15 protein-coding genes and 1 pseudogene are annotated in these 16,833 nt (G+C 62.8%); 3 read left to right on the forward strand and 13 right to left on the reverse strand.

The annotated features are described in order from the left end of the window. The 12 genes and pseudogenes from BLO80_RS30355 to pssA all read right to left on the reverse strand — a co-directional run. Positions 1-119, reverse strand: a pseudogene (locus tag BLO80_RS30355) (IS110 family transposase); the annotation flags it as partial. Positions 120-362: 243 nt separating this feature from the next. Beyond that, positions 363-1,136, reverse strand: coding sequence for an enoyl-CoA hydratase (locus BLO80_RS21720; protein WP_024617255.1), 774 nt, complete (start codon positions 1,134-1,136; stop codon positions 363-365). Between the two features lie 13 nt (positions 1,137-1,149). Continuing rightward, on the reverse strand, positions 1,150-2,277 hold the full coding sequence (locus BLO80_RS21725) for an acyl-CoA dehydrogenase (RefSeq protein ID WP_092330158.1): 1,128 nt from the start codon (positions 2,275-2,277) through the stop codon (positions 1,150-1,152). Between the two features lie 9 nt (positions 2,278-2,286). Beyond that, a complete protein-coding gene (locus tag BLO80_RS21730; RefSeq protein ID WP_175459536.1) occupies positions 2,287-3,477 on the reverse strand; it encodes an acetyl-CoA C-acyltransferase in 1,191 nt (396 codons plus the stop codon). 13 nt (positions 3,478-3,490) lie between these two features. Next, positions 3,491-4,252: an SDR family NAD(P)-dependent oxidoreductase gene (locus tag BLO80_RS21735; protein WP_092330161.1), complete on the reverse strand. Its 762-nt coding sequence runs from the start codon at positions 4,250-4,252 to the stop codon at positions 3,491-3,493. A gap of 16 nt (positions 4,253-4,268) precedes the next feature. After that, positions 4,269-5,933, reverse strand: a complete 1,665-nt coding sequence (locus BLO80_RS21740) for an AMP-binding protein (RefSeq protein WP_092330163.1) — start codon at positions 5,931-5,933, stop codon at positions 4,269-4,271. A 301-nt stretch (positions 5,934-6,234) separates the two neighbouring features. After that, the gene (locus tag BLO80_RS21745) at positions 6,235-7,692 is read right to left on the reverse strand and encodes an ArnT family glycosyltransferase (protein WP_218189379.1); all 1,458 of its coding nucleotides are present in this window, start codon (positions 7,690-7,692) and stop codon (positions 6,235-6,237) included. A gap of 67 nt (positions 7,693-7,759) precedes the next feature. Then, positions 7,760-8,053, reverse strand: coding sequence for a lipid-A-disaccharide synthase N-terminal domain-containing protein (locus BLO80_RS21750; protein WP_092199589.1), 294 nt, complete (start codon positions 8,051-8,053; stop codon positions 7,760-7,762). A 1-nt stretch (position 8,054) separates the two neighbouring features. Beyond that, positions 8,055-8,798 carry a glycosyltransferase family 2 protein gene (locus BLO80_RS21755; RefSeq protein ID WP_092330168.1) on the reverse strand — a complete coding sequence of 248 codons (744 nt, stop codon included), beginning with the start codon at positions 8,796-8,798 and terminating at the stop codon, positions 8,055-8,057. Positions 8,799-8,824: 26 nt separating this feature from the next. Next, on the reverse strand, positions 8,825-9,796 hold the full coding sequence (locus BLO80_RS21760) for an NAD-dependent epimerase/dehydratase family protein (RefSeq protein ID WP_092330370.1): 972 nt from the start codon (positions 9,794-9,796) through the stop codon (positions 8,825-8,827). Positions 9,797-10,055: 259 nt separating this feature from the next. Continuing rightward, a complete protein-coding gene (locus BLO80_RS21765; RefSeq protein WP_092330171.1) occupies positions 10,056-11,072 on the reverse strand; it encodes an AraC family transcriptional regulator in 1,017 nt (338 codons plus the stop codon). Between the two features lie 11 nt (positions 11,073-11,083). After that, positions 11,084-12,427, reverse strand: a complete 1,344-nt coding sequence (pssA, locus tag BLO80_RS21770) for a CDP-diacylglycerol--serine O-phosphatidyltransferase (protein WP_092330173.1) — start codon at positions 12,425-12,427, stop codon at positions 11,084-11,086. Between the two features lie 122 nt (positions 12,428-12,549). On the opposite strand from pssA, the gene BLO80_RS21775 reads away from it, so the two are divergent. The 3 genes from BLO80_RS21775 to BLO80_RS21785 all read left to right on the forward strand — a co-directional run bounded on the left by BLO80_RS21775 (position 12,550) and on the right by BLO80_RS21785 (position 14,345). Continuing rightward, positions 12,550-13,113: a TetR/AcrR family transcriptional regulator gene (locus tag BLO80_RS21775; RefSeq protein ID WP_092164464.1), complete on the forward strand. Its 564-nt coding sequence runs from the start codon at positions 12,550-12,552 to the stop codon at positions 13,111-13,113. A 43-nt stretch (positions 13,114-13,156) separates the two neighbouring features. Further along, complete coding sequence (locus BLO80_RS21780) at positions 13,157-13,636, forward strand: nuclear transport factor 2 family protein (RefSeq protein WP_060742285.1); 480 nt, start codon at positions 13,157-13,159, stop codon at positions 13,634-13,636. Positions 13,637-13,943: 307 nt separating this feature from the next. Continuing rightward, positions 13,944-14,345, forward strand: a complete 402-nt coding sequence (locus tag BLO80_RS21785; RefSeq protein ID WP_060742284.1) for a hypothetical protein — start codon at positions 13,944-13,946, stop codon at positions 14,343-14,345. Positions 14,346-14,381: 36 nt separating this feature from the next. On the opposite strand, the gene BLO80_RS21790 is transcribed toward BLO80_RS21785, so the two are convergent. Then, on the reverse strand, positions 14,382-16,805 hold the full coding sequence (locus tag BLO80_RS21790; RefSeq protein WP_092330176.1) for a TonB-dependent receptor: 2,424 nt from the start codon (positions 16,803-16,805) through the stop codon (positions 14,382-14,384). Positions 16,806-16,833: the final 28 nt, after the last annotated feature.

Consider the following 16,833-nt stretch of genomic DNA (forward strand, 5'->3'; position numbering starts at 1 on the left):
GCTGCCTTGGTGTTGGGGAGCGCTTCCAGTCGATCTGTTTCTGCGTGATAAATCACCAACTCATCTTTGGCGACATCAACACCCACGATCGGCTTTGCGACAGAAACCGGCATTGCCATTGAAAATCCTCCGGGCTAAGGTTTGAACACTTGAAGGGTTCACCCAGAGGCGCAGGCTTGTTCCTATCGTCGGTCTAGGCCAGATGCATTCTTTATCGGCGCTTGGGTGAAAGGAGGAGGGGTGAAATCTCCCACGGTCTGTACTGCGGCTAACAGTCAGAATCGAGCTTTGTCCCTCCTCCCCCCTTCAAGTCCTACCATACAAGCGAGCTTGCTCGCGATGGCGTCAGCCGGAACGCCGCCTTACTTGTCCTGGAACTCCGCCGCGCGCTTGGCCACGAATGCTGCCATGCCTTCTTTCTGGTCCTGCGTCGCAAACGCGGCGTGGAATACCCGGCGCTCGAAACGTACGCCTTCGGACAGGCTGACTTCAAACGCGCGGTTGACGCTTTCCTTGACCATCATGCTGATGGGCACCGACTTGGAGGCGATCAACGCTGCGGTTTTCAGCGCATCGTCCAGCAGTTCATCGGCCGGCACGATCCGCGCGACGATGCCGCAGCGCTCGGCTTCTACCGCGTCGATAAAGCGCCCGGTCAGGCACATTTCCATGGCCTTGGCCTTGCCCACCGCCCGGGTCAGGCGCTGGGTGCCGCCCATGCCCGGCAGCACGCCGAGGTTGATTTCCGGCTGGCCGAACTTGGCATTGTCGCCGGCCAGGATGAAGTCGCACATCAACGCCAGCTCGCAGCCACCGCCCAAGGCAAAACCGTTCACCGCCGCGATGATCGGCTTGCGACGGTTGGCCACGCGGTCACTGTCGCTGAACAGGTCGTCCAGGTAGATCTGCGGGTAGGTCAGCTCAGCCATTTCCTTGATGTCGGCACCGGCGGCGAAGGCTTTCTTCGAGCCCGTCAGCACGATGCAGCCGATCTTCGGATCCGCCTCCAGGCTGTCCAGCGCCTGGTTCAGCTCGCTGACGATCTGCGCATTCAAGGCGTTCAAGGCCTGGGGACGGTTGAGGGTGATCAGGCCGACGCGGTCCTTGATCTCCAATAAAATCGTTTCGTAGCTCATGCAGGACTCCTGTTCAAAGATTGCGCGAAATGACCATGCGCTGAATGTCGCTGGTGCCTTCGTAGATCTGGCAGACCCGCACGTCGCGGTAGATGCGTTCCAGCGGGAAGTCGTTGAGGTAACCGTAACCGCCCAGGGTTTGCAACGCCATGGAGCAGACTTTTTCAGCCATTTCCGAAGCGAACAACTTGGCCATGGACGCCTCCACCAAAGCCGGCTGGCCACTGTCCCGCAGGGCGGCGGCGTAGTGCACCATTTGCCGGGCCACGGCGATCTGGGTCGCCATGTCAGCCAGGCGGAACGCCACGGCCTGGTGCTCGATGATCGGCTTGCCGAAACTGAAGCGTTCCCGGGCATAGTCCCGGGCCGCTTCGAACGCGGCCCGGGCCATGCCCACCGCTTGCGCCGCGATGCCCACCCGTCCGCCTTCCAGGTTCGCCAGGGCGATCTTGTAGCCCTCCCCCTCCTCGCCCAAGCGATTGCCCACCGGCACCTTCACCTCTTCAAAGAGGATCTGGCAGGTGTCGGAGGCATGCTGGCCGAGTTTGTCCTCGACCCGCGCCACGCTGTAGCCCGGCGAATCGGTCGGCACGATGAACGCACTGATGCCACGCTTGCCGGCGCTCGGATCGGTCACCGCAAACACAATGACCACCCCGGCGTTCTGCCCGGAGGTGATGAACTGCTTGCAACCGTTGAGCACGTAATGATCGCCCTCCAAGCGCGCCCGCGTCTTCAGGCTGCTGGCGTCCGAACCGGCCTGGGGCTCGGTCAGGGCAAACGCGCCGAGCATGGCGCCGCTGGCCAGGGGCGTGAGGAATGTCGCCTTCTGCTCTTCGTTGCCGAACTTGAGGATCGGCACGCAGCCCACCGAGTTGTGCACGCTCATGATGGTCGAGCAGGCGCCGTCGCCAGCGGCGATTTCCTCCAGGGTCATCGCATAGGCCAGGTAACCGGTGTCGCAGCCGCCCCACTGTTCCGGCACCAGCATGCCGAAAAAGCCCAGCTCGGCCATTTCAGCGATGGCTTCCCGGGGGAAACGGTGCTCGCGGTCCCATTCGGCGGCGAACGGTTTCAGGCGGTCCTGGGCGAACTGCCGGGCCATGTCGCGGATCTGGGTCTGTTCTTCAGTCGGGAGCATGGTGGTTCCTTAATACAGGCATTCAACGGCCATGGCCGTGGCTTCGCCGCCGCCGATGCAAATGGCCGCAACGCCGCGCTTCAAGCCCTTCTGGCGCAAGGCCGACAACAGGGTTACCAGGATCCGCGCGCCAGACGCGCCAATCGGGTGGCCCAGCGCACAGGCGCCGCCGTGAACGTTGACCTTGTCATGGGCGATTTCCAGCTTGTCCATGGTCACCAGCCCTACCACGGCAAAGGCTTCGTTGACTTCGAACAGGTCGACTTGGTCCAGCGTCCAACCGGTCTTTTGCATCAGTTTCTTCACGGCACCGATCGGCGCGGTGGGAAACAGGCTCGGGGTATCGGCGAACGCTGCATGACCGTGGATCACCGCCAGCGGCTTGAGGCCACGTTGGACCGCTTGGCTCTGGCGCATCAGCACCAGGGCAGCGGCGCCATCGGAAATGGAGCTGGAGTTGGCCGCCGTCACCGTGCCGCCCTCGCGGAACGCCGGCTTGAGCGAGGCGATCTTGTCGATCCGCGCTTTGGGTGGCTGCTCGTCGTGGCGAATGGTCACTTGTTCCTTGCCTGCCATGACCTGCAACGGCACGATCTCGGCGTCGAAACGGCCGTCCTTGATCGCCTGCTGGGCGCGGGTGGTGGATGCAATGGCGAAGGCGTCCTGGGCCTCGCGACTCAGGCCATTGGCCTCGGCGCAATCTTCGGCGAAGGTGCCCATCAGCCGACCTTTGTCGTAGGCGTCTTCCAGGCCATCGAGGAACATGTGGTCAAGCACCCGGCCATGGCCCATGCGATAACCGCCGCGGGCGCGATCCAACAGGTATGGGGCGTTGGACATGCTCTCCATGCCGCCGGCCACCACCACCTCGGCGCTGCCGGCGATGAGCATGTCATGGGCCAGGATCGCCGCTTCCATGCCCGAACCGCACATCTTGTTGAGGGTGGTGCAACGGGTCGACTTGTCGAGCCCGGCCCCCAGCGCGGCCTGACGTGCCGGTGCCTGGCCCTGGCCAGCGGCGAGCACGCAACCGAACAGCACTTCTTCAACCGCACCCGGCGCGATACCGGCCCGCTCCACGGCGGCCTTGATGGCGGCGGCACCGAGTTGCGGCGCGGTGAGGCTTTTCAGTTCGCCCTGGAAACCGCCCATGGGGGTGCGGACGGCACTGACGATGACAATAGGATCGTTGGACATCATGAATCCTCCTTACTTATTTGGCTGCCATACGCAAGGCACCGTCGAGACGGATCACCTCGCCGTTGAGCATGCTGTTCTCAATGATATGCCTGACCAGCGCCGCGTACTCGGAAGGTTTCCCAAGGCGCGGCGGAAATGGCACACCGGCGGCCAGGGAATCACGCACCTCGGGCGTCATGCCGGCCATCATCGGGGTTTCGAAAATCCCCGGGGCAATGGTCATCACCCGGATACCGAAGCGCGCCAGCTCACGGGCGGCCGGCAACGTCAGGCTGGCGATGGCGCCTTTGGAGGCCGCGTAGGCGGCCTGGCCGATCTGGCCGTCGAAGGCCGCTACCGAAGCGGTATTGATGATCACCCCGCGCTCGCCGTCGGCGTTGGCCTCGGTTTCGGCAATGGCCGCGGCCGCCAGGCGCAGCAAGTTGAAGCTGCCGATCAGGTTGACGTTGATCACCTGGCTGAAACTGTCCAGCCCGTGGGGGCCGTTCTTGCCGAGGATTTTTTCGCCGCGCACGATACCGGCGCAATTCACCAGGCCATTCAGACCACCGAACGCCGTGACCGTGGCCTTGACCGCCGCGTTAGCCGCCGCTTCGTTGCTGATATCGGCCACCACGCTCTGGCAACCCAGCTTTTGCGCCTGGGCGGCCACGGCGTCGGCGTTGAGGTCCACCAGCATCACCTTGGCGCCGGCCTTGACCAGCATTTCAGCGGTGGCCGCGCCGAGGCCGGAAGCGCCGCCGCTGACGAGGAAAATCTTGTTGTCGATCTGCATCATGGTTTCCTTGGGTTCAAGCTGAAACGTTCTGCGCCGCGGCTTCTTGGGCCTTGGCGATTTCCTGGTTGCGCAAGATAAAGCGCTGCAACTTGCCGCTTGGGGTTTTCGGCAAGTCGCTGACAAATTCGATTTCACGGGGATAGGCATGGGCCGCCAGGCGCTTGCGCACATGCAGGCGCAATTCCTCGGCCAGCTCCGGTGAGGCGCGATATTGGGGGCTGAGCACCACGAAGGCCTTCACCAACTCGGTGCGCTCCGGATCAGGCTTGCCGATCACCGCCGCCTCCACCACGGCCGGGTGTTCGATCAGCGCGCTTTCCACGTCGAACGGACCGACCCGGTAGCCGGAGGTGGTGATCACGTCGTCGCTGCGACCGACGAAGCTGATGCTGCCATCCGGATTCAGCTCCACGGTGTCGCCGCTCAAGTAGTAGTCGCCAACGAAGGCCTTGGTCGGCGCACCTTCGTAACCGGCGAACCAGCACATGGGCGACTGGCTGCGGTCCACCGCGAGAATGCCCGGCTGGCCCACGCCCAGTTCGCGTTGCTCTTCATCCAACACCACGATCCGGTGGCCCGGCGAGGCGAAACCGGCCGCCCCCAGGTGCACCGGGTGTTCCAGCCCGTGGTGGTTGCACAGCACCATGCCCAGTTCGGTCTGGCCGTAATGGTCGTGGATCACCACGTTCAAGTTGTCGGCGAACCAGCGGATCACCTCGGGGTTCAATGGCTCACCGGCACTGCTGACGATGCGCAGCTTGCCCTTGATCGAGCGGGCAAACTGCTCGCCCCCGGCGATCAACAGGCGATAGGCCGTGGGCGAGCCGGTCAGGTTGGTGATGCCGTATTTGTTGATGATCCGGCAGGTGCTTTCCAGGGTGAACGGGCCATCGTAGAAGGTAATCGGATGCCCCATGGCCAGCGGCCCGGTCACGCCAAAATAAATGCCGTAGGCCCAACCCGGGTCGGCGACGTTCCAGAAGGCGTCTTCAGGGCGCAGGTCCACCGCGTCACGGGTGTAGCTCTGGAACGCCACGATGGCCTTGAGCGGCACCGACAGCGCCTTGGCAGGTCCCGTGGTGCCGGAGGTGAACATCAGCAGGAACGGATCTTCGCCGGTGAGCATCAGCGGTTCGCACTGGCCGGACTGGTTCGCCACTTCGGCCCAGAAACTGTAGTCGCCCCGCACGATGCCCTGGCCCTTTTCGCCGCCGACCGTGACGATGGTGGGGCAACCGGCGACTTCATTGAGCTTGGGACGGTTGACCGCGTCAGTCACGACGATCCGCGCCCCCGAGCTGCCGAGGCGGTGCTCGATGGCCTTGGGCCCGAACGCGGTGAACAGCGGTTGATACACCGCCCCGATACGCCAGGTGGCGAGTACGACGATCAAGAGGTCCGCGGTGCGCGGCAGCAGGCCGGCCACTCTGTCGCCCTTGCCGATACCTTGGGCACGCAGGAAATTGGCGAACCGCGCGGCGTTGTCCTGCAGGTCACAGTAAGTCCAGGTGGCTTCGCTGCCGTCACGGCCCTCCCAGAACAAGGCGATGCGACCCGGCAACGCATGCCGGTCGCAACACTCGACACAGGCATTGAGCGCCTCGAGCGAGCCGTGCAGCGCGGCGTTGACGGTTTGCAGGTAATCGAACTGTGACGTGGCGGACGAATAATCGCGCATGACCAGAATCCCTCTGTACTTTTTATTGGTTGGGGGAACCGTGAAGAGCAGGTAAATACTCGCGCCGAAGGGCGGTGGCGGCAATGGTCAAAGCCATCAAGTTGCTTGACTGGTTTGGCCATGGTTCGAGGGATGTGTTGCCGGTCAGGCCCCTGTGGCGAGGGAGCTTGCTCCCGCTGGGCTGCACAGCAGCCCCAAAGCATTCAACTCAATTAGCCTGACACACCAGGTTGTGCGGTTCTGGGGCCGCTTCGCGCCCCAGCGGGAGCAAGCTCCCTCGCCACAGGGGAGTTTTCAGCCACTACAAAGGATGCGCCCATGTGAACGAATAAACCTTCTCCGGCGCCGGGGACTGGCAGCGCTGGTTGTCCGCGTCAGGCCCCACCAGGAACCATTCGGCCCGCGAGGTATCGCCGACCCGGTGCGCCTTTTGCGGGTCGTAGCAACGCGCCAGGTCCCGCGCGGGCACCAAGGCAAAGGCCTGCGGGTGGCCACGTAGCCAGGTGGCGGATCGTTCCAGGGATTGGCGGTCATGAAAGCCAAAATGCACGATGGGCTGCTGGGCGAACAGCCAATGACCCTCGCGCCACCCGACGAGCACCAACTCGGCATTTGAAGTCAGCCCCGCGACATCACGCATCAAGGTCTGGTGGGGGTTGATGCCTTCGCTGTGGGGCTCGATGAAGCCGCGCACAAACCAGGCGCACAACCACACCACCGTCAACCCGGCGAATACCACCCTGCCCCTCGGACGCCGACTGAACCAGCGTCGCAGCATCCACGGCACAAGCGGTGCCACCAGCAGGATCAAGGCCGGCAACGCGGGAAAGATATACAGCTTGCGCTTGCCACTGCTCAGGCTGAAGAACAACAACACCAGCAGCACCCACCCCAGCAGCACCAGCACGCGACCATCATGCTTGAGCAACTGCCTGCGCCAGGCCGGCACCAGCCATGGCAGCATGAAAAAGATCGGCAGCCAGTATTTCGGTATCACCTGGACGAAGAAATACCAGAAGGGTTCGCGGTGCTCCCAGGCGTTGGCATAACGCCCCGCCGTCTGCTTCAGCAGGATTTCCTGGGCGTACGCCAGGCTGTCGGGGCTGCCCTGCCACACGATCAGCAGCAAAGGCCCAAGCCACAGCGCGATGGCGGCCAGCGCCACAACCAGCCCCAGCCACCAGGCCCCCGCCTTCCCCGGCATGGACACCAGGCCTTTCCAGCCTCGACGCACTCCATAGGCGTAGGGAATCAGCATCAACACCGGCAAAAAACCCACGCCTTTACTGATCACCCCCAGCCCCATCGCCGCACAGGCCACGTAATACCAGCGCCACGCCGGGCCGAGCATCAAATGCCGGCACAAGCCATAGATTCCCAGGATGGTCCAGAGCGCAAGAAAACCATCGATCTGCCCGGTGCGCAGGATGCTGTAGGTCTGGTAAGTGGCGAGAAACAAGAGCGCGGCGATCCTTCCCACGCGTCGCCCCCACAAGCGCCGGCCCAGGTCATACAGGCATGCCGTGGTAACGGCGCCGGCCAACAGCGCGGGCAGGTACAGGGCGACTTTCGGCAGGTGGGTCAATTGCACGAACGACGCCACCGCCCACATGAACAACGGCGGCTTGTCGGCGTAGATTTCCCCGGCGCGGTGGGGAATGAACCATGAGCCGTTCTGCAGCATCTCCAGGGCAACGCCGAGGAAGCGCTCTTCATCGACGTTCATCGGTTGGCGCCAACCCAGGCCGGCGCCCACCATGATCAAGGCCAATACCACCAGCGCCAGAAGCTCCAGTCGCGAGGAAGACAATCGTATCCGCACCGTCTCAGCCCTTCTCGGCCAGTTCGCGGTTTTCCTGCTCGTGGTGCTTGGCGATCAACTGCAAGTTGCGCAGGTAAACGATGAAGCCGAAGGACTGGCCGACAATGAACACCGGGTCTTCACGGTAAATGGCGTAGGCCAGCAACAGCGCGCTACCGACGATGCTCAAGTACCAGAAACCCACGGGTATCACGCTGCGCTTCTTGTACTCGCTGTACAGCCATTGCAGGGCAAAACGCCCGGTGAAGGCCAACTGGCCGCCGAAGCCAACGGCCAGCCATATCGATTCTCTGCCCATGTCACACCTCGGTTTCTTGTGCGTTGATATCCAGGCGGGTGCGTCTTATCAACCACCACACCCCGAACAGATCGACAATGCCCACCAGCGCCCGGTCGAGGTTGCCGTAGTTGGACACCCCGACCCCGCGCTCACGGTGATTCACCGGGTGAACCAGCATCCGGCCGTTGTGCCGACGGATCAGCGCCGGAATGAAGCGATGCATGTGATCGAAATACGGCAGGCGCAGAAACGCCTCGCGCTCGATCAACTTGATGCCGCAACCGGTATCGGGCGTCTGGTCCTTGAGCAGACTGGCCCGCAGTTTGTTGGCGAACCGCGAGGCCCAACGCTTGCTCGCCGTGTCCCGGCGGTTGACGCGATGCCCTGCCACCAGCTTGACACCGGCGAACGTCCCCTCCGAACCGCGCACCAGGTCGAGCATCTTTGGCAGGTCGGCCGGGTCGTTCTGCCCGTCGCCATCGAGGGTTGCCAGCCAATGCCCGCGGGCCACTTCAGCGGCGTGGTAGATCGACGTGCTCTGCCCGAGGGAACGGGCGTGGCTGAGCACCCGCAACTGGCGATAGCCACTGCCTTGCAACGCCCGCAGTTCAGCGGCGGTGGCGTCTGTGCTGCCATCGTCGACCACGATGACTTCGAAGGCCTCGTCCACCAGCGCCGCCCGCACTTCTTCCAGCAGAGGAATGAGGTTGCCGGCTTCGTTCTTTGCCGGAATCAGGACCGACACATAAAGGGTTTCGTGCATGACGCTCCAGTAAAAAAGCTGAGGGGTTAAACGCGGTAATACGCGCGGTACCAATCGACAAACGACTGCACGCCGACGGGCACCGCGACCTGCGGACGAAACCCTATGTGGCCCTCCAGCTCGCGCGTGTCCGCCCACGTGTCGACCACGTCACCCGCTTGCAACGGCAAGAAACGCTTGATCGCAGGAATGCCCAGGGCCTCTTCCAGGCACTCGACGAACTGCAAGAGCTTCACCGGAGCGCCGAAGCCGATGTTGTAGAGCTTGTGGCGCACACCTGTTTCATTGGCCGGCGGCCGCGGCAACAACCGCACCAGGCCTTCGACGATGTCGTCGATGTAGGTGAAGTCCCGCGACATCGCGCCGTCGTTGTAGAGGTCAATGGCGCGACCGTTGAGGATGGCGTCGGTGAATTTGAACGGCGCCATGTCGGGCCGCCCCCACGGTCCATACACGGTGAAAAACCGCAGGCCGGTGGTGGGAATGCCGTAGAGATGCGAGTACGCGTGGGCCATCAGTTCATTGGCGCGCTTGGTCGCCGCATAAAAAGACACGGGCTGCTCCACCGGATCGGTGGTGGCATAGGGCAACTGGTCGTTCAAGCCATACACCGAGCTGCTCGAGGCGAACACCAGATGCGCCGGCCGGTGGGCACGGCAGGCTTCCAACACGTTGAGGAACCCCACCAGGTTGCTTTGCGCGTACAGGTCGGGATTATCGATGGAATGGCGCACGCCAGCCTGGGCCGCCAGGTGGACGACGGACTCGAACGCGTTTTGCGCAAACAACTCCAGCAACGCCGGTTTATCGGCCACATCCAGCCGCTGGAAGCGGAAATTGCGGCATTCGGCCAACTGTGCAAGTCGGGCCTGTTTCAGCTCGACGCTGTAGTAGCTGTTGAGGTTGTCGATGCCGATGACCTGATGGCCTTCGCTGCACAACCACCTGGCGGTATGAAAACCGATGAATCCCGCGGCGCCGGTGACCAATACGCTCATACGCTGCCCAAAACGGTCACGTGCATACATTACCCTGATGGATGGCCCGGCTTTTCCGGCGCCTGCACAGGCTTGTATCAAAGAAGAATGACAGTTTTATGAGCGTGCCAGCTTGCCAAGCGAAAGCCCCTGTGGGAGCGAGCTTGCTCGCGATGAAGGTATGGCAGTCAATGACGAGGCGACTGAACCACCGCTATCGCGAGCAAGCTCGCACACAGGGGGGCTTGGGTAGGCACAAGATTGAAAACCACCCGATGGATCAATCAGGGTCGTTGAGAATCAGGCTGCGATAATGCCCCGGGTTGGACCCGGACCATTTGCGAAACGCCTTGTAAAAGGAGCTGGCATCGGCAAAACCCAGGCGCGAGGCGATTTCGACGAAACTGATGGACGGCTCGGCCAGCCAGGTGATCGCCAGGTCCTTGCGCACGCTGTCCTTGAGGCCTTGGTAAGTCTGGCCCTCCTCCGCCAGGCGTCGGCGCAGGGTCGAGGCGGACACGCACAACTGCTGGGCCAGGGCCTCGGTTTCCGGCCACTGTTCGGCGGGCAGTTGCCGCAGGTCGTGCCGAATGCGGCTGGCCAGGCTTTGCGGGTCGCGGTATTTGACCAGGATGTTGCCCGGGGCCCGGGCCAGGAAGCGCTTGAGCTCGTCAGCGTTGCGCCGGATGGGCAGGTCGAGGCATTCGGCGGCGAAAATCATCCGGGTGCGCGGCCGGTCAAAGCGCAGGTTCTGGGAGAACATCACCCGGTAGTCGTCGCAGAAATCCGGCGCCGGGCAGCGCAGTTCGATGGACAGGATGGGAATGCGCCGTCCGGCCAGCCAGCAGGCGACGCCATGGACGATCATCCAGTAAGTGAAGTAAGTAAAGGCTCGGCGCGGCGCCTGATCGTCTTCCAACAGCACGATCTCCGCCAGGCTTTGCTGGCGCACCCACTGGGCCGGCAGGCGTTCGAGCATCAGCGACAGAAACCCCAGCCCCGCCGTCAAGCCGCTCGCCAGCGTGGGCTGGGCCATCGCGCACTGACAGAGAAACGCCAGGCTGCCGGACTTGAGCTTGCGCGGGTCCATGCCGAAGAACTCGTCATCCAGGCGCTGGGCCAGCAACCGCCAGAGCCGCGCATAAGCCTGGGCCGGGACCCGCGCCTGGGGATCGTCGAGCAGCGCCGGGTCTATGCCGACCTGGCTCAGGACCTCCTCGGTGGCCGCCCCGGGTGCGCAGCTTTGCAGCAACGCCTCACGCACCAGTTGGATGGAGATGGTGTCTTTTTCCGACATGGCGCGGGGGTTCACAGGATCCGGTAAAGCAGCCGTTCTATCCGCACCCGGCTGACCCGCTTCAGGAACCTGGCCACGGCCTCGGGGTAATCCGGCAGGGTTTCCAGGTCCAGGTAACGTTCAATCCGGCGGGTGTGGCAGTAGATCCGCTCAAGCTCGGCCTGGCGCGGCGCCAGCAATTCGCCCTTGGGGTCATCCAGCAACAGCGCGTTTTCCAGGTCCAGGCGAAAGGCCCGCGGGTTGAGGTTGTTGCCGGTCAGCAAGGTGTAGCGCTCGTCGACCCACATGCCCTTGAGGTGATAGGTGTTGTCCCCGTCACGCCACAGGTGCAGGTTCAATTGGCCGCTGTCGATCGCGTGCTGATGCCGTTTGGCGAAGCGTCGCAGGCTGATTTCGTAGAGGTATGGCAGCGCCGCGATGATCTTGAACGGTTCGCTCGGCGGAATGTAGAAGTCGTTGGCGGTCTTGTCGCCGACGATGATGTCGATCTTGACCCCGCGGGCCAGGGCGCGGTTGAGCTCCCGGGTCACGGCCAGGGGCAGGTTGAAATACGGGGTACAGATGGTCAGTTGCTGGCGGCTGCTGGCGATCAGTTCACCGATCACCCGGCTCAGGGGGTTGTTCTTGCCCACGCCCAGCAACGGGCTCACCGACAGGCCGCTCTTGTCGAGGCTGCCGACGCTGGTGTCATAGGTCGCGTATTTGAGACGGCTGCGCAGGTCGCCGATGTCCTTGCGCAAACTGCGGGTGCTGGGCAGGTTCGGCAGGTCCAGGCGATGCACGGCCCTGGAAGTGATCAGGCCATGCTGCACCAAGTGATGCATCGAGTCGGCCAGTGCCGCGTTCTGCAGCAGGTGATAGCGGTCGTAGCGGTATTTGTCGAACTTGTGCAAGTAGACGTTATTCAGGCTGGCGCCGCTGTAGAGCACACAGTCATCGATCACGAAACCTTTCAAATGCAACACGCCGAACAGTTCGCGGGTCTGCACCGGCACGCCATAGATCGGCACTTCGCTGGCATGGGTACGGGTCTGTTCCTGGTACCACGCCGAGTTGCCCGGCTGCTTCTTGGCGCCAATCAGCCCGCGCTGGGCCCGCAACCAGTCCACGACCACGACCACGTCCAGTTCCGGACGCGCCGCTTTGGCGGCATGCAGGGCATCGAGAATTTCCTGGCCGGCCTCGTCCTGTTGCAGGTAGAGGGCGACGATGTAGATGCGCTGGGTGGCCTGGGCGATTTTCTCCAGCAGGCAACGGCGGAATTGGGCAGCGCCATCGAGGATGGTCACCGCGTCGGCGGTCAGTGCAAAGCTGCGCAGCTTGGGCAGCAGGGAGCGTTTGAAGAGCGACGGCATAGGGCTCGCAAAAGGTCGATTCCGAAGAACGGATGAGCTTACACCATGGATGGGTTCGGGTCTTCCTGTCGTCAAGAAAAAAACAACTTGACCAAGGAGAACGATCGTTCTACTTTTACCCCATGAACGAAATCACTGGTAATGAAACACGAGACATCATCCTCGATGTCGCCGAAAAGTTGATCTATAGAAGTGGCATCGCCGCCACCGGCATGGACCTTCTGGTGAAAACCGCCGGCGTCTCCAGGAAAAGTGTCTATCGCTACTTCGCCAACAAGGACGACCTGATCGTGGCCGCCCTCGAGCGGCGGGACGAGCGCTGGATGCACTGGTTCAGCAGCGAAGTGGACAAGGCGCCCACACCGACGGCGCGGCTGCTCAACCTGTTCACCGTGCTCAAGGGCTGGTTCGACAGCGAAGGTTTTCGCGGTTGTGCCTTCATCAATACCAGCGGCGAAACCGGCGATCCACAGGATCCGGTCCGCCAGGTGGCGAAGATGCACAAACAGAAGCTGCTCGATTACGTGACCCGACTGTGCGTCGAACAAGGCGTCGAGAATCCGGACGCCCTGGCCCGCCAGCTACTGATTCTGATCGACGGCGCCATTACCGTGGCGCTGGTCATGGGCGACCACAGCGCGGCTGACCACGCCCAGGACATGCTGAAGATATTGCTACACACCTGACCGTTGAACCCTGCGTCATTCATCAACTTATTGGAGACTCGCCATGTCTGCCTCTTCTGAAGTTCGTCCGCCGTTGCCGCCGTTCACCCGTGAATCGGCGATCGAGAAAGTTCGCCTGGCCGAAGACGGCTGGAACTCTCGCGACCCGCAAAAAGTATCCCTGGCCTACACGCTGGACACCCAATGGCGTAACCGCGCCGAATTCGCGCACAACCGCGAAGAAGCCAAGGCGTTCCTGACCCGCAAGTGGGCCAAGGAATTGGATTACCGGCTGATCAAGGAACTCTGGGCCTTCACCGATAACCGCATCGCCGTGCGTTATGCCTACGAATGGCACGACGACTCGGGCAACTGGTTCCGCTCCTACGGCAACGAAAACTGGGAGTTCGACGAGCAAGGCCTGATGTACAACCGCTACGCTTGCATCAACGACATGCCGATCAAGGAAAGCGAGCGCAAGTTCCACTGGCCACTGGGCCGCCGGCCGGATGATCATCCGGGGTTGTCCGAGTTGGGGTTGTAACCCTCTCGGCTGACCTACCGTTATCGCGAGCAAGCTCGCTCCCACAGGAGGTTGAGGTCGGGCACAGCAGTTGTGTGCGCTGAAAATCCAAATGTGGGAGCGAGCTTGCTCGCGATGACGGCGGCAAATCCAACAGGCGTGCAAACTGACCCACCGCTATCGCGAGCAAGCTCGCTCCCACAGTACTACAGGCCGCGCCAGACCAGCGGCCCCTCCAACAGGCTTGACCCACATGCCGCCAGGTATCACATTGCCCAGGCTGGCGATAAGCTCGCTGTTTCGTTGTGCAGCAGACTTTGTGGAGCTCATGACCGCGTCGATCCCGATCCGTCCCCCCTGCCCGCCCGGCGTCTGCGATTGCGGGCGTGATGCCTTGTTGCAAGCGCCTGGCAGCGACCTGCGCATCCTGTGCCTGAATCGCCAGGAAGAAAAACGCCTGCTCGAGCGCCTGGAGAACATCCAGAGCCTCGACGAACTCCAGCGCCTGCAACAACGCCTGTATGAAAACCTGGGGATCCGCCTGCGCGTCGAGCCCGGCTACAACGAAGTGCGGACCATGCGCGGCATCGCCATCGAATTCCAGGAACAGCCCGGCCTGTGCCGCAAGATTCGCCAGTCGATCCCCGCCGCCATCCGCCGCGGGCTGGAAAAACGCCCCGAGATCGCCTGGCGACTGCTGGATGCCCACGACCTGTTTCGCGATACCTGAACCTGGGCCGCTCCCTCCCTGGAGCGGCACTTCGGCCTAGAAATCAACGGTCGCGGACAGCAGGTAGGTGCGCGGGGTCGACAGCGTCAAGCCCGGTTCACTGTCATCCGATGCGCCGGCCGAACTCCAATAGCGCTTGTCGGCCACGTTTTCGATGTTGGCCCGCAGGGTGATGTGTTTTTCGTCGACCTTGAACGCATAGCGAGCCCCCACGTCGAAACGCGTCCAGGCGTCGATTTCCTTGGTGTTGGACTGGTCCAGGTACTGCGAGCTGGAATAGATGCCGCGACTGGTCAGGGTCAGGCCCTGTACGGTTGGCACGTCCCATTCGGCGCCGAGGTTGACGTTGTACTTCGGCGTGGCCGGTGCGCGGTTGCCGTCGAAGGTGCTGTCGGTGGTGTCAGTCAGTTCACTGTCGATGAACATCACGCCGCCGAGCAAACGGATTCCCTTCAGCGGTTCGCCGAACACACTCAACTCCACGCCGGTGTTTTCGCGCTTGCCGTTCGGGCCGAAGACACGTGTCGTGGCATCGGTCGCATAGGCAGGCTGCTTGATTCGGAACACGGCGGCGGTGACGGCGAACGGGCCAGCGTCATACTTGGCGCCCACTTCGACCTGGCGACTGATGAACGGCGGGAAAATCTCATCCTCGTTAATCGACGTCGATGGCGCGATCTTGCCCTGGCTCAGGCCTTCCATGTAGTTGGCATACAGCGACAGCTTGTCAGTCGCCTTGAACAGGATCCCGCCCGACGGCGAAACCTTTTCCTCATCGTAGGCGGTGTCGCCCTTGACGCTATTCGTCCAGTCATCGACCTTCACCCGTTGCCAGCGAGCGCCGAGAGTCAGCAGCAAGCGATCCTCGAACAGCCCCAGGGTGTCGGACAAGGCCACGCCGCTGAAGCGGTTCTCGGTATAGACCTTGTCGTCCTGTCGGGTCGGATTGCTCGGCGTCGGGGTCTGTACCGGGTCATACAGGTTGCTGCGACCGTTGGCGTAACGGGCGCCGCCATTTTCGAAGTCCATGTAGAAATAACTGGCCGCCAGGTTCACCTCATGGCTCACCGGACCGGTATGGAACCAATTGCGCACCCCGGCCGTGGCCGTCCGGACATTTTCCTCACGGGTAAAGTCACGGGGCTGGACAGTGAAGTCGCCCGCGTCATTGGTGACCGAAACGTTGTGCCGAAGGAAGTCGTGGTCGCTTTTGCGCGCGCCGACACCGCCATACAGCATCACCGAATCGCTGACATCGAACTCAGCGTTCACCGTGCCGAAGGTATCCTGGGTGCGCGCCTTGGTCCACGACTGGGCGTAGTTGTCGCGCACATCACTGGCGTGAGGGACCTGGGCATTGGCACCGACCTGCACGCGTTCCTGGGGCGCGTCGGTGCTGCGTTCGGTGTGGCCGATGTCCGTCGAGAGTCGCAAGCGCTCACCGCGAAAATCCAGGCCCAGCACCGCCATCTCGCGGTCCACGCTCTGGTGATCCCACTCGGTGTCGCCCGCCTGCTTCACACCATTGAAACGAATACCGAACTTGTCGTCTTCACCAAAGCGCCGACCAACATCCACCGCCCCGCCAAGCTGATTATTGGAGGCATAGCTGCCGGTGAACGAGGTGATGGGCGTGTCGGTGGCGCGTTTGGGCACCACGTTGATCCCGCCCCCCACGCTGCCCCGCGGCGAGATACCGTTGATGAGCTGGCTCGGCCCCTTGAGGATGTCGACGCGTTCGGCCATCTCCATGTCGATCGTGTACGTCGGCAGGATGCCGTAGAGACCGTTGTAGGCGACATCGCTGTTGAACAGGCTGAAACCGCGAATGGTGAACTGCTCGAAGCGTCCGCCCGCCGGGTTGGTGGTGCGGACCGAGGGGTCGCTGGCGATCAGGTCGCCCAGGGTGCGCGCTTGCTGGTTCTTGACCGTCTCGCTGGTGTAGGTGGTCATGCTGAACGGCGTCTCCATGAAGTCCCGCGAGCCCAGCAGGCCTTGCGAACCACGCCGTGCCACCTGGCCGCCGGCGTACACCGGGCTGTCCGTCGAAGCCGTGGCGCCGAGAATCGAGGTAGGCGCCAGTTGCAAGCTGCCGCCTTCTGGCGCCGGCATCAGGGTGTAGGCCTGCTCCCCCACCGGCTGCAACTGCAGGCCCGAGCCCCGCAACAGCCGGGCAAACCCCTCCTCCACCCCGAATTCCCCCGAAAGCCCGGCGCTGTCGCGTCCGCTCACCAAGGCCGGATCCACCGACAGGTTGACCCCCGCCAACCCGGCAAACCGGGTCAACGCCGCGCCGAGGCTGCCGGCCGGCACCTGATAACTGCGCCGGGCGGCTTCTTCGGCCAGGCTTGACGACATGAAAAACGGACTGGCACCCAGGCTCAGCATGAGGCTCAGGTTCAACAGCGGACGCCGGCCGGCAAAGGCCGGGCGCAAACGCAAAGGTACAACTGCGGACATTGGAAAGCGCTCTCGTTTTTGTTCAGTT

It is taken from the genome of Pseudomonas sp. NFACC56-3 (assembly GCF_900100025.1).
Taxonomy (GTDB): domain Bacteria; phylum Pseudomonadota; class Gammaproteobacteria; order Pseudomonadales; family Pseudomonadaceae; genus Aquipseudomonas; species Aquipseudomonas fluorescens_AA.

Coding starts and splice junctions, on each gene's coding strand:
- BLO80_RS21720 (WP_024617255.1), bottom strand. CDS start 1,136: ATGAGCTACGAAACGATTTTATTGGAGATCAAGGACCGCGTCGGCCTG.
- BLO80_RS21725 (WP_092330158.1), bottom strand. CDS start 2,277: ATGCTCCCGACTGAAGAACAGACCCAGATCCGCGACATGGCCCGGCAG.
- BLO80_RS21730 (WP_175459536.1), bottom strand. CDS start 3,477: ATGATGTCCAACGATCCTATTGTCATCGTCAGTGCCGTCCGCACCCCC.
- BLO80_RS21735 (WP_092330161.1), bottom strand. CDS start 4,252: ATGCAGATCGACAACAAGATTTTCCTCGTCAGCGGCGGCGCTTCCGGC.
- BLO80_RS21740 (WP_092330163.1), bottom strand. CDS start 5,933: ATGCGCGATTATTCGTCCGCCACGTCACAGTTCGATTACCTGCAAACC.
- BLO80_RS21745 (WP_218189379.1), bottom strand. CDS start 7,692: ATGGTGGGCGCCGGCCTGGGTTGGCGCCAACCGATGAACGTCGATGAA.
- BLO80_RS21750 (WP_092199589.1), bottom strand. CDS start 8,053: ATGGGCAGAGAATCGATATGGCTGGCCGTTGGCTTCGGCGGCCAGTTG.
- BLO80_RS21755 (WP_092330168.1), bottom strand. CDS start 8,798: ATGCACGAAACCCTTTATGTGTCGGTCCTGATTCCGGCAAAGAACGAA.
- BLO80_RS21760 (WP_092330370.1), bottom strand. CDS start 9,796: ATGAGCGTATTGGTCACCGGCGCCGCGGGATTCATCGGTTTTCATACC.
- BLO80_RS21765 (WP_092330171.1), bottom strand. CDS start 11,072: ATGTCGGAAAAAGACACCATCTCCATCCAACTGGTGCGTGAGGCGTTG.
- pssA (WP_092330173.1), bottom strand. CDS start 12,427: ATGCCGTCGCTCTTCAAACGCTCCCTGCTGCCCAAGCTGCGCAGCTTT.
- BLO80_RS21775 (WP_092164464.1), top strand. CDS start 12,550: ATGAACGAAATCACTGGTAATGAAACACGAGACATCATCCTCGATGTC.
- BLO80_RS21780 (WP_060742285.1), top strand. CDS start 13,157: ATGTCTGCCTCTTCTGAAGTTCGTCCGCCGTTGCCGCCGTTCACCCGT.
- BLO80_RS21785 (WP_060742284.1), top strand. CDS start 13,944: ATGACCGCGTCGATCCCGATCCGTCCCCCCTGCCCGCCCGGCGTCTGC.
- BLO80_RS21790 (WP_092330176.1), bottom strand. CDS start 16,805: ATGTCCGCAGTTGTACCTTTGCGTTTGCGCCCGGCCTTTGCCGGCCGG.